Origin of the sequence: Salmonella sp. SAL4457 (genome assembly GCF_046548235.1) — a bacterium.
GTDB lineage: Bacteria > Pseudomonadota > Gammaproteobacteria > Enterobacterales > Enterobacteriaceae > Salmonella > Salmonella enterica.
The window spans coordinates 169,238-185,131 of record NZ_JBGDZO010000001.1 but is presented as its reverse complement, the minus strand read 5'-3'; the positions used below and the strand labels follow the sequence as shown (position 1 = coordinate 185,131).

Genomic DNA, 15,894 nt, shown 5'->3' with positions numbered 1-15,894 from the left:
CAGACGAAAACAATTCAGATTATCTTCATTACGATAAACACAGATTATTAAGTTAATATTAAGCAAAAGCGATAAATCAATAAGAATAGAGATAAAAAAAAGCCCGGTATTAAACCGGGCTTAAACATTTTTGCAGAAATTATTCCAACCACTCGGTATGGAAAATGCCTTCTTTATCAGTACGTTTATAGGTGTGCGCACCAAAATAGTCACGCTGCGCCTGAATTAAGTTAGCTGGCAGTACTGCGGCGCGATAGCTGTCATAGTAGGCCACTGCCGCAGAGAATGTCGGCACCGGAATGCCGTTCTGCACCGCGTAAGCCACGACATCTCGCAGCGCCTGCTGGTACTCATCAGCAATTTTCTTGAAGTAAGGCGCTAACAGCAAGTTAGCGATATCGGCGTTTTCTGCGTAAGCATCGGTGATCTTCTGCAGGAACTGAGCGCGAATGATACAGCCCGCCCGGAAAATCTTAGCAATCTCGCCGTAGTTGAGATCCCAGTGATATTCATCAGACGCGGCGCGTAGCTGTGAGAAGCCCTGCGCATAGGAGACGATCTTGCCAAGATACAGCGCGCGACGCACTTTCTCGATAAATTCCGCTTTGTCGCCTGCCGGTTGCGCTTTCGGCCCGGAGAGCACTTTAGATGCGGCAACACGTTGCGCTTTCAACGAAGAGATGTAACGCGCAAAGACAGATTCGGTAATCAGCGACAGCGGTTCGCCCAGATCCAGCGCGCTCTGGCTGGTCCATTTACCGGTCCCTTTGTTGGCGGCTTCATCAAGAATGACATCCACCAGGTAGTTTCCGTCTTCATCTTTTTTAGTGAAGATGTCTTTAGTGATGTCGATCAGATAACTGCTCAGCTCGCCGTTATTCCACTCGGTAAAAGTGTTCGCCAACTCTTCATTGCTGAGGTTCAGGCCGCCTTTCAGCAGGGAGTAAGCTTCAGCGATAAGCTGCATATCGCCATATTCAATACCATTGTGGACCATCTTGACGTAGTGACCAGCACCATCGGCGCCGATATAGGTCACGCACGGTTCGCCATCTTCCGCCACAGCAGCAATCTTCGTCAGGATCGGCGCCACCAGTTCATAGGCATCTTTCTGACCGCCAGGCATGATAGATGGCCCTTTCAGCGCGCCCTCTTCACCACCGGAAACACCGGTACCGATAAAGTTAAAACCTTCCGCAGACAGCTCACGATTGCGACGGATTGTGTCCTGGAAGAAGGTGTTACCGCCATCAATAATGATATCGCCTTTTTCCAGATACGGTTTCAGCGAATCGATAGCTGCATCAGTACCTGCGCCCGCTTTCACCATTAACAGGATACGACGAGGCGTTTCGAGGGATTCAACAAACTCTTTCACCGTGTAATAAGGCACCAGCTTTTTGCCGGGATTCTCGGCAATCACTTCTTCGGTCTTTTCACGGGAGCGGTTGAAAACGGAGACGGTATAACCACGGCTTTCGATGTTGAGCGCGAGGTTGCGCCCCATCACTGCCATACCGACGACGCCGATCTGTTGCTTGGACATTACATACTCCTGTCAGGTGTGGAAACCCTGCCACAAACGGTCATGGCAGGTTAAAGGTGAATAGTATGTTAACTCAAAGGTATGCTATTAAGGTAGCGATTGATGCGTTCAGATTTTACGCAGGCTATTTTATACAATTATTATTCAGTACTTCTCGGTAAGCTCAATACGCACCATCTCGCCGCAAAACAACTTTCGCTGTTTTAAACAGAATGGCAATATCATTCCAAAGCGTCCAGTTTTTAACATACCAGGAATCAAAATAAACACGAGTGTCATAATCAACATCATTACGCCCACTCACTTGCCATAGACCTGTCATGCCCGGCTTTGCCATCAAATAATAATCAACATCATCACAATAACGCTCCAGTTCATCCGAAACGATAGGTCGTGGTCCAACCAGGCTCATATCACCTTTTAGTACATTAAAAAGTTGTGGCAACTCATCAAGGCTAGTTTTACGTATAAATCGACCTACAGCTGTGATTCGAGGATCATTTTTCAGTTTAAAATCTTTCTCCCATTCAGCCCTGGCAATAGGATCGTTAGCCAAAAGTTCTTTTAGTACCTCTTGAGAATTCATAACCATAGAACGAAATTTGTAGCATGGAAAAAGTTTTCCATGCCGACCTACTCGCTGGTGACCATAAATAGCCGGACCACCATCTCGAGTAACTTTATACCACAGATAAATCATAAGTGGTGATGCAATTATAAGAATCATTATTGAACAAACAATATCAAATGTCCGTTTGAGAAAACGGGACGACCTTTTAGCCAAGTTATTTTGTATCCTTAATAACATAACTTCATGGCTAAAGATAAAAGACATATCAGTATTATATAATGGCAATCCTCTAAACGAGGGGACTACAGTAACAGAACGACAATGATGTTTTGAAAGTTCACGTAGCCAAAAATGTGTTTTCTCCAACTCGGTGTATTCATAAGCAAGGATATAATGGACATCACCTGTACGATTTAAATCCCAAATAATCTCAGTATCCTTTATCACCGGCAACATATTTATTTCAGCATCTGACGCATCCGTATCAAAAAAAGCGATAACATCAAACCCCATCATCTCCTCACTTTGCAGCGCAGAATATGCACCACGAGCATTCTGTCCGCTCCCCAGGATGATAGTTTTTTTCTTCCAGATACCTAGCTTGTTCAATAAATGCTTTGTAAGTGCGCGAAAAAAAGGCACCAGGATTAGAGCAAAAGTCCAACAAAACACCCAGACATAGCGTGAAAACTGCCATTTTGTAAACGCTATCAGAGCCAAATCAAATATAGCAAAAATAACGATCGTACGAAAAATTTCTTTTAACTCATACCAAAATGGCTTGCGGTATGTATAATGTCGCAAACGAATCCAAAACCAACCGACACATACTACTGACAAAATAAAATGCGTAATAACTCTTGTATCTAATTGGTCTTGAGGAATAAATCGCTGTACTTGATCAAAAATAAAATAGACACATCCTAATGAAAACCATAAGGCTAAATTAAAAAAAATCAAATCCGATATAGCCAAAAAAATTTTACATAGCTGTGGATTATACTTATTATCAATATTATCCATTTAATCCTCACCCTCTGACCGTGCATAATGTAAATAAAATAGGCATATTAAGTAAATAACATTCAATTTTTTTACAGCAAGCATCGTTTTTTAATATTAGCAAGCGTTGTATTTACAAGATCCTGAGCCCTATTTAATAAATTAGCTTCTGCATAGCAGCGTAACTCAGGTGCATTACCAGAAGCGCGCAAATGCACAATACATCCATCACGTAAAGTAATTCGCATACCATCTGTCATATCTGTAGAAATTGCACCTTCATTCTCCAAACCAATATAGCTTAAGAGGTTGCTCAGATTTTCTCTGCCCATACTAATTAAGGATTGACTTTTATCAGTTGTAATCCCCTGTAATCTGTCAGAATGGGTGTAACGAGTTGGGAGTTCATTGACTAAAGCGCTAATGCTGGTATTCCTACTTTTGTAAAGCAGCATTATTGCTGGTAATACAGCATCACGAGTTGGTAAGGCATGAAGATTCTGCTCGTTAATACAGATGTCGCTTCCTAATAAAAAACCGCCATTGGCTTCAAAACCGACAATACGACTATAACTCCGCGATAATTCATTAAAAGCTTCGATAACATAAGGCGAGCCAATTTTTGTAAGCTTAACATGTTTAAAAAAGCGGCCAGAAGAAATTATGCTGTTACAACTAACAGGAATAGCGACGGCTTCTGCATCTAATGCAAGTGAACATAATAGACCTAGTATATCGCCTCTTAGCCACTCACCGGCCTCATCAGCAATAAGAGGGCGATCACCATCCCCATCTGTCGAGAATATGGCATCTAAATCGAACTCTTTAGCCCATGAGCGAGCTTTTTCCCGATCCTCTTTGCTTACAGCCTCTGTATCTATAGGTACAAAATTATCGCTTCTACCCAAGCTAACGACTTCAGCCCCCAATGCAATAAATAAAGGCTTATAAAGATCACGCCCAGCGCTTGAATGTTCGTAAATACCAATACGCTTATTTTTCAGGAATGGAGTAGAAAATAAAGATGTATAACGAGATATATAATTAACAGCAGCCATTTCTGAAACTATGAGTTCTTTAAGCTCTAAATGGCTGCACGTATCTTCAACACTAAGGATCGCAGCCTCATCATGTTTCGTGATTTCACCATCAGGACGATAAAACTTGAGGCCGTTCCGCTCGAATGGAATATGACTTCCCGTAACCATTATCGCAGGCATATTGTCAGACATAGACTGAAAGGCCAAAGCTGGGGTTGGTACCACTCCATAAAAAATACAGTTAACGCCTTTATCCGCCAATGCAGCAGCACACGCCTGAGCCATCCCATAACTACTTGGACGATTATCTATTGCCAATGCTACGGTATCAAAGGAAAAATGTTCCTGCATAACGGCAACAAATGAAACCGTAAAAGCAGCACATACCTGAGGTGTAAAATCTTTTACAAGACCGCGAGCCCCACTCGTTCCAAACACAATACCTGATGAATAAATAACATCACGGCTATTATTAACTACGTTCATTAGTCCACTCCTTCGAAAATCCAGAACGTTGTTCTAAACGAATAATATCATCCTCACCAAGATAGGTACCTGATTGAATCTCAATTAACTTCAGGGGGGTCATTCCAGGATTTTCCAGCGCGTGAATAGTATTCGGAGGAATAAATGTTGATTCATTTTCAGAAACCATATAAATCTGCTCTCCCTTTGTAACACGAGCAGTCCCGGATAATACTATCCAATGCTCAGCCCGGTGGTGATGCATCTGCGCCACAAATTTCTCACCCGGCTTAACAGTGATACATCGAACGAGGTAATTTTTGCCGCTATCAATCACATTATATTTTCCCCAGGGGCGGAAAACTTCTTGATGTTGTTTATATTCGTTCCTATCATTCCGTTTTAAATAATCGACAATTTTTTTAACATCTTGTACTGTATCTTTATTAGCCACCAGTAAAGCGTCTGTTGTTTGAACAATGACAAGATTGCTTACACCAATCGCACTTATAAACATATCTTCGGAATAAATGTAATTATCATTACAAGCATGTGCGAAGATATCTCCTTTTAAAACATTTCTCTGATGATCTTTATTCGATATATCCCAAAGTGAGGACCAGGAACCCACATCCGACCAGCCAGCGCTCATTGGTATCACCACCGCATGCTGTGTGTGCTCCATAACTGCATAATCGATAGAATCACTCGGGCATGACATAAACTCTTCTTTATCAATACGAATAAAATCAAGATCGGGATTTATATGTCCTACCGCCTTTTCACAAGCTTTATAAATTTCAGGTGATAAATACTTTAATTCGTTTAAATAAGAGCTTGCACGAAATAAAAACATACCGCTATTCCAGTAATATTTCCCTGATTTGAAATAGTCACCGGCGGTATCGATATCCGGTTTCTCCACAAATTCAGCCACTGCATAAGCGTCATTTCCTATCAACTCACCACGACGAATATATCCATAACCCGTTTCAGCATGCGTTGGAACAATACCAAAAGTTACAAGCTTACCATTTGCAGCGTATTCTTCAGCATGTCTGACAGCTTTCGTAAAAGCTATTTCATCCTGAATCACATGATCTGCAGCAAGAACCAACAAAAGAGGATCAGCATTATCAGCATTCTGGAGCGCACAAAACGCGGCAAGAGCGATCGCTGGTGCAGTATTACGGCCTACCGGTTCGAGAATAATATTATTTGCTAACTTGTCAATTTCACGGAGTTGTTCAGCGACTAAGAAACGGTGTCTGTCATTGCAAATGACAACGGGTTCTTCTGTAGAAAGTGAAGCTAATCGCTTTATAGTATTTTGCAGCATTGATAGTTTACCTTCAACGCTTAGAAACTGCTTCGGATGATATTCGCGTGAAAGCGGCCATAAACGGCTACCTGTGCCGCCAGCCATAATTACGGGAAGAAAAGACATTTATTTTATCTCTTTTGACGAAGAATATTGGATATTATTCCAATAACTCTTGTACATGCTAAAATAGCGACATGTAGACAACGGTAAAGATTGCCAATGCTTGCCTAATTTGTAACCCAAGAATTTAGCAAAGGTTGTTAATAAAGCTCTTGGAATCCAGAACGGTGCATTTTTAAGCAGGAATTGAATCTCTGATTTTACGAAGCGGAAACCCTCACCACCGGCTCCGCCAAAGTCACGCTGAATCCACGGAGAACAAGCATGAAATACACCAGTATCAAAATATCGTTGAAACTCTTCTCGCGGGGTATAATTATGGGAGTGTCTTACCACCGCTTCAGCGCAGTAGGCGACCTTATAACCCGCCTGAATCATCTTAGCCGCCATAAACATATCCTCGGCAAGAATTGTATGTTCAGGAAACCCACTTAACTCTTCAAAAACGGAACGGCGATAGGCAGCAAAAGAATTGGACATAAATACAGTTTTAATACCCAATTTTTCTATATCTGCCTTACTTTTAACAATAGATTTTGAACTATAATTAAAATTTCTGGCATGCACTGCAAGGGGATTAGCATCTTTATGAGGAAGTTGTCTACCACAAACCGCTGCTATCAATGGATCTGAAAAATAATAAACCAAATTTTTAATTGCATCCGAATCCGCGAGAATTGCATCTTGCGTTAGAAAAATTATAACATCAGCGTCCAGAGTTTTTGCAACTGCTAAATTTCTGGTTCCTCCATGATTAAAATCTTTAGAGTCAATATTAAATATTGATATATTTTTCAGGTCTGAGGCTAACGGAACCGTTTCATCTTTAGAACCTGAGTCTATAACAATCAATTTATCCGGATATATAGTTTGCTGCTTAATCGCATCCAGAACATTAGGCCAAAGCGACCCTGCATTATATGTGGGAATAATTAATGTTATTTTCATTTATTTTGATTCCGCCAACCAATTGCCAACCATCTGCTTCATATTATCAAAGTCATACCGTGCGACATAGTTGTTAAATCGGGAAATTGCATCAGGCAACTGCTCTATATTTTTAATTGCACTCTGCCAGCTTTTTTCATCATCCGGATTCACATATAATGCACCATTGGTTAACACTTCATGAAATACTGGTATATCGGACACTATAACTGGAGTATTTGATGCCATCGCTTCAATAGGAGGTATACCAAAACCCTCATCAATAGATGGATAAACAAGCGCGTAGGCTTTAGAATATAAAATCTTTAATTCATTAAATGAGACTTCATGTAAAAAAGTCACTTTATCTTTTAGTTCCAGATCAACGACCATTTGTTGGAGAGACATTGCATAGTCAGTACGACCACATACAATAATTAAATTATAAGAGTCAGACCAAACTTTTTTATTTTTTATGAATGAATGAATATTTTTATGTGGCCAACTTGCACCAACAGCTAAAAAGTAATTCTCTTTTTCTTTTTTTTGTATAAAATCAGATTTATTAACACTATTATAAATTACTGATATTTTCTCACTATCTACATTATAAGTTTTAGCAATGCTATCTTTAACGGTATAAGATACCGTTAAAACATGCTTACATCGCTTAACGGACATTTTTAATAAAAAGCGAAAATACACTTTCTGAATAAAACTATCTGGATAATAAAAAGGTCTTATATCATGTACGGTTATCGTTTGGTTTCTCAGTAAGGGGATAGTGTGATGTGTAGTACACACCAATTTTTTATTACCAAACTTAATTAAAACCCTCAGCGCAAGCCAGTAACTATATACATACCATACTAATGGTCTAAGTCGCGATGTTTTTGATGTGTTGCTAACAATATTCGGAACAGTAACTACTGCATAACCGAGCTTTTCAAAATAATCAGCGTGTACCTTGCTACAGATTATTGCGTCAACATCAGCTATTTCTCGCAGTGCCGTTAAAAATTTAATCGAGTATTGCCACATTCCCGTACCACTTTTACCTAAACGTGATAGGTTTACGATCATTGAATAGCTCTCCGTTTTTCCATACGCATCTTTAAAGCAATAATCATAAGGATAAATAATATTACGAAGCTTACACTAGGTGTAATTCTTAATAATAGAGTTAATGTAATACCGGCAGTAAAACACTACAAAAACAATCATAAAGAAATATATTATTATACTAACATTCCCAGAAAAAAAACATCTAAGTAGTTAAGCTATCCAAATTTATTTATATATATCAAATATGATTTTTCATTAAAAAGAAAAGTCAGTAACGTAAATCTAGCTGAATCCAGAAAGGTTAAATCTACATTTAATCTCAATATAATAACTTACTACTACTTAATTATCCGTTTAGTAAAATTCTTAAGCACGGTAATATTTTTCACTGCATATGCTAGTTTCCCAAATCGAAGTACAGTGTTGATCATATTTTTATTACAACCTAGCTTTGCATAAAATTCAGATAAATCTCTTTTTTCATCACTATTGCCATAACATGCCATAGCCAAAGTTGTATATAACCATGGTCTCTCTTTTAGCAAAACATTTTCAAATGCTCGTTTTAAAGATATATTTTTACTGTAAAAATCATTAGCTAATTTTAAATATGCAATAAAATCAATTAAAATTCGTCTGGCCTTTCCTTTCTTCTCGAAACTATCATTATCTCCTCGGCATATTACGAGTGGTTTTGATATATAATGCAAAAGGCACCCTGGCGTATTAAATACGCTCATCATGATAAATACATGAGGATAGGAAGTGCCAATATAGGACGCATCAAAATCAATGGCATCCCATCGTTCTTTTTTTACTATTAAAGAACTTAGATAGCTAAATACACCACCAATAGATAAGCATCTACTGAGATAGATTTCCCTATCTAAATTATTATTAAACACATAAAGTTCATCATCTGTTCTGAGCCAAGAACGATGAGGATTTCTAATCTCAACTAAATCACACCCGGTCTCTTTTCTGTCACATAAATATATATCTGCTTGAGAATCGAGATAAGTTTGTAATATCGCTAACGAGTCTTTCGCAAGAGCATCATCACTGCCAAATATCCAACAATAATCCCCATTCGCAAGGGATACTGAAGCAAGAAAATTCCTATCTGGCCCAAGGTTAACGCTATTACGCCGATATATTATTGGGAAATTATAATTGTTCCTCCAAACATCAATCATTTCCTCTGTACCATCAGTAGAGGCATTATCTGATATACATACCTCAATATCTAAATTAAATTTTTCCTGATTATTTATACTATTCAACAACTCTTCAAGATATTCTTTTCTATTATAAGTTGGAATACAAAATGATATAAGCATATGATTATCCCTTATTTGCCTTAATTAAGTAAGTTAGTGGAAGCCCCCAAAAAACAGTTAAAGCAAAAGATATAATCAAGCCAAGCAGCACTCCACTGATTCCAAGCGTACTAGAAAAATACCATTGTGCTATTCCACCAATTATTGCTTGTAGTGGTACTAATATCCAAAGTATTTTTAAATAATTCATACTTTGCAATAACATTGCATAAGTGTCACACCAAACGCGAATACAGAAATATATGCCAATTAACATAAAAGATAAAATAGAAACTTGATAATTAATATCTTTGGCTATTACTGAAAATATCTGTTCTTTAAATAAATAAATAAATATTGTACATCCAACAACATATAGTGAGCCAAGCAAAATATTGACACCTATCATTTTGTTAAGTTTTTTCCATTGCTGTTTGACTCTCAATTCAGCACATATAGGCCATAATGCTTGCAAAATAGCAGTATAAATAAAAAAGACTAAACCAAAAATTTTCATCGTTACTGTATATTGAACAATATCAGCAGGAGTTAGCCTTTGAGAAATGACCATATAATCTGTTTGAAGCACCACTATCGATAATAAAGTAAAAAGAAAAAACCCTGAAGATCTACGTAAAATTGCTATATAATGAGATTTTGTTGTTTTAACATGATAAAGCTTTATGTATCTATATACAATATAGCACAATGAAATCATACCCACTGGAAGATACAGGACTATTAGTGATAATTTTATGTCAACTGAGATCCCCCTATAGTATATATATAGCAAGCCGAGCATACCTATCATATAAGATAATGCGTTTAATAGATTAGCTTTCCACCCGACCAATTCGGCAAAAAGTATTTTATAAGCAATAGCTCCGATTCCAATAGAACTGAAAACCAGACATGAGGTAAAAAAGAGCATTCTGGTTTTGTCCTGTAATATCTCATGAAAAGAAGAAAGATATTTAGCGGAAATTACCCCAGAAAAAATATAAAATAAAGCAATAAAAAAAATAATAGCTATAAAGCTTAGATGTAATGCTGATTTAATATATGCATCATAACTTTTGTTTTTGGCTCTGCATTCTGATATATAATTTTGCAGTCCTGTACCTATGCCAAAATCAACAGCGCTACACCATACTAATAAACCAGTTAACAAACTAAAGATTGCATATTTCTCTTCACCTAGTATAGAAATAAGATATGAAATACTTGCTAACTGCACCCCGGCAATTATTATTTTGGATAACCATGATGAACCTGCAACAATTAAATGACTCGGAATTTTTAACAATTGAACTTTCACTATGCAATTAAACGACTTAGTTTTTACAACATAACGCGACTAATTTGTTAACGATTTATTTATTAAAAGATCATGAAAATCTCATAACCGTTTCAGTAGTTCTTCAATTCCTTTTTTATAATCGAAATTTGGTTTCCAGCCCATTGCTTTTAAATTTTTATTATTTGCTACAGAGAACATTATTTCATTATCTCTTTGCTCTATCGCACCAAATTCAAATATACTCGATGAACCTGGCATCATAGTATTTTGCAAATAAACCAGAAAATCTTTCAAACTTACCCCAGCACCAGTTCCAACTTGATACTCAGTATATGAAGGTACTTCTTTTCTATTTTCTAATATAGTTAAATAAGCATTTACCACATCATCTACAAAAATAAAGTCTCTTATCTGTTCGCCTGTTGTACATTTCACGCAACTCTGTTTTTTATTTAAGCAGTCGATAATGTATGGAATAAATTTATTTTCACCATCCCCAGGCCCATATACATGCTCTAATCGCATGTTTACAAATGAAATGTCATGCATATTAGCATAATAATGCCCAATTTCATCAAAGTGTCTTTTAGTAATTATATAAGGCCGCATATGTTGATAATTAAAATCTTTCTTGGCAAAAAAACTATCTGTATTTAAAAAGATATCCGCCCGATATTTTATTGCCAAATCAAGAAGCTTTAATGGTTTTATAACATTTGCATCTTCAATATTTATGAGAGATGATGTTTTATGCCCATATTCTGTTGCCAAATGAATGATACCAATTAATGCAGAATCAATTGATAACTCCTCGACTAATAATTCGATATTATCCCAACTGCACCATCTAACATTAGCTAATGCATTACTATTATTTTTTATTACATCTCGAGTGATTGCGACAACTGAAATCCCCGATTTTTTTAGAGCTTCGAGTAAATGCTTACCAATAAAGCCGGAAGCCCCACTGACAATTACATATTCTTTCAAAAAGGTCATCGCAATCACCAGGTAGAATAAATTGAATTAGAAATTCAAACCAAAGAACTCTTCAAACTTGCTAACTACATAATCTAAATGCTCTGTAGTCAAGCCTGGATAAATACCAATCCAGAACGTTTGATTCATTATACGGTCGGTATTTGTCAACTCACCCACTACACGATATTTCACATTAGCAAAATACGGTTGGCGAATCAGATTTCCAGCAAACAGTAAACGTGTACCGATTTTTGCTTCATCAAGGAATTTCACCAGTTCGACACGGTTAACACCGCTAGTTTCTTTCAGGGTGATAGGGAAGCCAAACCAGGATGGATCTGATTTCTCTGTTGCTTCTGGTAATTCGAGGAATTCAGTGCAAGATTGCAAGCCCTGTTTCAGATAGGAAAAGTTAGCTTTACGCTGCTCTACAAACTCTTCCACGCGTTCTAACTGAGCCAGACCACATGCTGCCTGCATGTCCGTGATTTTGAGATTATATCCGAGGTGGGAATAAGTATATTTGTGATCATAGCCTTGAGGAAGTGACCCCAATTGCTGACCAAAACGTTTACCGCAGGTGTTATCGCATCCTGGCGCACAATAACAATCCCGGCCCCAGTCACGGAACGACTCAATAATTTTCTTCAGTTCACCTGACTTGGTGAATACAGCACCGCCTTCACCCATTGTGATATGGTGAGCCGGATAAAAACTAACGGTTCCGATGTCACCAAAGGTACCTACCATCTGGCCTTCATAAGTCGTCCCAAGGGCATCACAGCAGTCTTCAATCAACCATAAGTTATATTTATCGGCAATCCGACGAACTTCACTCAGGTTAAATGCATTACCGAGTGTATGAGCGATCATTATCGCTTTTGATTTCTCAGTAACTGCAGCTTCAATAAGAGAAGCATCGATATTATATGTCGGGATATCAACATCCACGAATACCGGTATTAAACCATTCTGGATCGCCGGGTTAACTGTAGTCGGGAAGCCAGCAGCGACAGTAATAACCTCATCACCAGGTTTGAGAGCACGCTCGCCTAATTTTGGGGAAGTCAGCGCAGTCAGTGCCAGCAAGTTTGCCGAAGAGCCAGATGTAGTCGTTAAAACATGAGGAACCCCAATAAATTCCCCAAGTTTTTTCTCAAAGGCATCATTGAAACGACCAGTAGTTAGCCATCCATCAAGAGACGCCTCAACCATCAATTGTAACTCTTTGGCACCAATAACCTTCCCGGAAGGAGGCACAACGCTTGTACCTGCAACAAAAGGTTTCGGGCTCAATGCCTCATTCGCATACTGAGCGACAAGCTGAGAGATTTGCTCACGCAGGTTATTTGCTGTCATTACTTTGATTCCTTAAACTTATTTTCTTAACGAGTAGTTGCAGACATATAGTCGCTGATTTCACGCTTTGAACAAATCAACATATCTTCGCCGCGAATCCATGCTTTATGCCATTTTACGATGCGACCAAGTGTTTCAGTCAATCCCCAACGCGGATGCCATCCTAATTGCATATTTGCTTTAGAGCAATCCAGTTTCAGGTAATGTGCCTCATGAGGATGATTCTCACCATCCAGTAACCAGCTTGCATCATCACCCCAAAGCGTGACCATCTTGTCAACAATAAATTCGACCGTCTTCGCATCTTCATCACGCGGGCCGAAATTCCATCCTTCAGAAAACTTAGCACCTTCTGTATATAAGCGTTGCGCCACCACAATGTAACCAGAAAGAGGCTCCAGTACATGCTGCCAGGGACGGATAGAATATGGGTTTCGAATAATAACCTGCTGGTTATTTTCAAATGAGCGCAGAATATCGGGAATTAAACGGTCTTTAGCCCAATCGCCTCCGCCTATGACATTACCAGCCCTCACAGACGCCAAACCAACGCCATGTTGCTCATAATTTGCAGGATTGAAGAATGAGTTCCGGAATGCAGACGCGACTAATTCTGCACAACCTTTACTATTAGAGTATGGATCGTACCCTCCCATGGGTTCGTTCTCACGATAGCCCCACACCCACTCACGATTGTCGTAGCACTTATCACTGGTGATATTTACGACTGCCTTTATGTTACCTACTTGCTTAACTGCTTCAAGCAAATGGACAGTACCCATAACATTTGTTGAGTATGTTTCGATTGGCTGTTCATAAGATAGGCGCACTAAAGGCTGGGCTGCCATATGGAAAACAATTTCTGGCTTAAATTCTGCAATAGAATTGCGCAGCTTTTCAAAATCACGAATGTCGCCAATATGAGATTCCATAAGATCATTAAGACGCACTATCTCAAATAAACTTGGAACAGTTGGCGCATCAAGTGCATAGCCTTTTACAATTGCACCCATTTCAGTCAGCCATAGCGAAAGCCAGCTTCCTTTAAAGCCAGTATGGCCGGTAACGAATACACGTTTACCTTGCCAAAAATTTTTATCAATCATCTAGTTACTCCCAGGTTTTCCACGGAGCTTTACCTTTTTCCCACAGCCCTTCGAGGTAAACTTTATCACGTAGGGTATCCATCGGCTGCCAGAAACCTGGGTGTTCAAAAGCCATTAACTCCCCCTGTTGTGCCAATGTCATTAATGGCTCTTGTTCCCAGGTTGTTGCATCGTTATCGATGAGATCGATAACCGATGGATTCAACACAAAGAAACCACCATTGATCATTGCCCCATCGCCTTTCGGTTTTTCCTGGAATGACCGGACCTGACCAGCTCGGATATCTAATGCGCCAAAGCGTCCTGGTGGAAAAGTAGCTGTTAAAGTCGCTTTCTTACCGTGAGCCTTATGGAAATCGATAGTCGCTTTGATATCAAGGTCGGCAACGCCATCACCATAAGTAAACAGGAAAGCCTCGTCATCTTTTACGTATTCAGCAACACGTTTCAGACGACCACCAGTCATTGAAGAATCACCCGTATCAACCAATGTGACATTCCATGGTTCAACACGTTTATGGTGAACTTCCATACGGTTTTCAGCCATATGGAATGTTACATCTGACATGTGAAGGAAGTAGTTCGCAAAATATTCTTTAATCACATATCCTTTATAACCACAGCAGATAATAAAATCCTTGATACCATGCACAGAATACATTTTCATAATGTGCCAAAGAATAGGCTTGCCACCAATTTCTACCATCGGTTTTGGTTTTACAATTGTTTCTTCACTTAGTCTGGTACCAAGTCCACCAGCCAGGATGACCGCTTTCATAAATTATCCTCAATATTATTAGATGCGGTAAATGCATCAGAATAGAAATGTTCTACAGAGAGATTTTTCATCATAAAGTCCTTTTTACTGGCATCGATCATCACAGGTGAACCACATGCATATATATCGAAGAACTCTAGAGAATCAAAATCATCCATCACGGCATGATGGACAAATCCCTTTCTTCCCCCCCATTCGGCGTCATCACCAGAAACAACAGGGATATAATGAACGTTGTCGTGCTGTTCACTCCACTGCTGCGGTAATGCAGAGTAAAAATCTTTACTATCTTGCATTCCCCAGTAGATGTAGATCTCACGACGACATTTTCCCTGAATGAGATGCTCAACCATTGATTTAACTGGAGCGAATCCAGTACCGCCTGCAAGGAAGATTATAGGTCTGTCACTTTCACGAATAAAAAATGTTCCGCAAGGTCCTTCAATGCGCATAAGAGTATTTTCTTGTAACTCCCCAAAAATGAGCGAGCTCATCTGACCATTGGGAACATTCCTTACATGCAACTCAATACCATTCGACTCATCACTATTAGCGATAGAATAACTGCGAGTTACACCTTTATAATGTAAATTGATATACTGCCCTGGAAGGAAGCCAATTTTTGCTGTTGGTGGTGTGCGTAGCTTCAAAGTCATAACATCGCCTGAAACCAGTACAGCACTATTTACCTTGCATGGGACAATTTTTTTTGTCTGTCCAACTAGTTCAGGAAAAAAATGCGCATTTAGCTCAAGGGCGGTTTTAGGTTTACAGCAGCAGGTTAGTATTTTATCACCCTGTCCAAAAATATTACCTTTGGAGTCAACAACTTCTCCCGCCAACAAATCGGACTCACAGATACCACAATCACCCGCTTTGCAGCTATGTTCAAGATGGATGCCAGCCGATAGCGCAGCATCGAGGATTGATTCATCCTCTCTACCGGAAAATTCAATATTTGATGGAAAAATCTTAATAATATGAGACACGA

Annotated in this window: 13 protein-coding genes; all 13 read right to left on the bottom strand. The window is 38.9% G+C overall.

The window, feature by feature from the left end:
* Positions 1–139: 139 nt before the first annotated feature.
* Positions 140–1,546 carry an NADP-dependent phosphogluconate dehydrogenase gene (gndA, locus tag ACLJNW_RS00845; protein ID WP_000043530.1) on the bottom strand — a complete coding sequence of 469 codons (1,407 nt, stop codon included), beginning with the start codon at positions 1,544–1,546 and terminating at the stop codon, positions 140–142.
* A 163-nt stretch (positions 1,547–1,709) separates the two neighbouring features.
* A complete protein-coding gene (locus tag ACLJNW_RS00840; RefSeq protein WP_000368707.1) occupies positions 1,710–3,140 on the bottom strand; it encodes an undecaprenyl-phosphate galactose phosphotransferase in 1,431 nt (476 codons plus the stop codon).
* 71 nt (positions 3,141–3,211) lie between these two features.
* Positions 3,212–4,645: an O-antigen biosynthesis phosphomannomutase RfbK gene (rfbK, locus tag ACLJNW_RS00835; RefSeq protein WP_001103643.1), complete on the bottom strand. Its 1,434-nt coding sequence runs from the start codon at positions 4,643–4,645 to the stop codon at positions 3,212–3,214.
* Positions 4,632–6,071 carry a mannose-1-phosphate guanylyltransferase/mannose-6-phosphate isomerase gene (locus ACLJNW_RS00830; RefSeq protein WP_000009016.1) on the bottom strand — a complete coding sequence of 480 codons (1,440 nt, stop codon included), beginning with the start codon at positions 6,069–6,071 and terminating at the stop codon, positions 4,632–4,634. Before ACLJNW_RS00830 ends, rfbK begins: the two co-directional genes overlap by 14 nt.
* The gene (rfbN, locus tag ACLJNW_RS00825; RefSeq protein WP_000705151.1) at positions 6,072–7,016 is read right to left on the bottom strand and encodes an O antigen biosynthesis rhamnosyltransferase RfbN; all 945 of its coding nucleotides are present in this window, start codon (positions 7,014–7,016) and stop codon (positions 6,072–6,074) included.
* Complete coding sequence (locus tag ACLJNW_RS00820) at positions 7,017–8,078, bottom strand: glycosyltransferase family 4 protein (RefSeq protein WP_001521643.1); 1,062 nt, start codon at positions 8,076–8,078, stop codon at positions 7,017–7,019.
* A gap of 320 nt (positions 8,079–8,398) precedes the next feature.
* Positions 8,399–9,400, bottom strand: a complete 1,002-nt coding sequence (rfbV, locus tag ACLJNW_RS00815) for an abequosyltransferase RfbV (protein WP_000908623.1) — start codon at positions 9,398–9,400, stop codon at positions 8,399–8,401.
* Between the two features lie 4 nt (positions 9,401–9,404).
* The gene (locus ACLJNW_RS00810; RefSeq protein WP_006497737.1) at positions 9,405–10,697 is read right to left on the bottom strand and encodes an MATE family efflux transporter; all 1,293 of its coding nucleotides are present in this window, start codon (positions 10,695–10,697) and stop codon (positions 9,405–9,407) included.
* An 81-nt stretch (positions 10,698–10,778) separates the two neighbouring features.
* Complete coding sequence (rfbJ, locus tag ACLJNW_RS00805) at positions 10,779–11,678, bottom strand: CDP-abequose synthase (RefSeq protein WP_000143399.1); 900 nt, start codon at positions 11,676–11,678, stop codon at positions 10,779–10,781.
* A 27-nt stretch (positions 11,679–11,705) separates the two neighbouring features.
* Positions 11,706–13,019 carry a lipopolysaccharide biosynthesis protein RfbH gene (rfbH, locus tag ACLJNW_RS00800; protein WP_000126349.1) on the bottom strand — a complete coding sequence of 438 codons (1,314 nt, stop codon included), beginning with the start codon at positions 13,017–13,019 and terminating at the stop codon, positions 11,706–11,708.
* A gap of 26 nt (positions 13,020–13,045) precedes the next feature.
* The gene (gene rfbG, locus ACLJNW_RS00795) at positions 13,046–14,125 is read right to left on the bottom strand and encodes a CDP-glucose 4,6-dehydratase (protein WP_000565903.1); all 1,080 of its coding nucleotides are present in this window, start codon (positions 14,123–14,125) and stop codon (positions 13,046–13,048) included.
* A gap of 4 nt (positions 14,126–14,129) precedes the next feature.
* Positions 14,130–14,903: a glucose-1-phosphate cytidylyltransferase gene (gene rfbF, locus ACLJNW_RS00790; RefSeq protein ID WP_000648784.1), complete on the bottom strand. Its 774-nt coding sequence runs from the start codon at positions 14,901–14,903 to the stop codon at positions 14,130–14,132.
* Positions 14,900–15,892 (bottom strand): CDP-6-deoxy-delta-3,4-glucoseen reductase, encoded by a 993-nt coding sequence (locus tag ACLJNW_RS00785; protein WP_000018227.1) that lies wholly within the window; start codon positions 15,890–15,892, stop codon positions 14,900–14,902. Before ACLJNW_RS00785 ends, rfbF begins: the two co-directional genes overlap by 4 nt.
* Positions 15,893–15,894 lie beyond the last annotated feature (2 nt).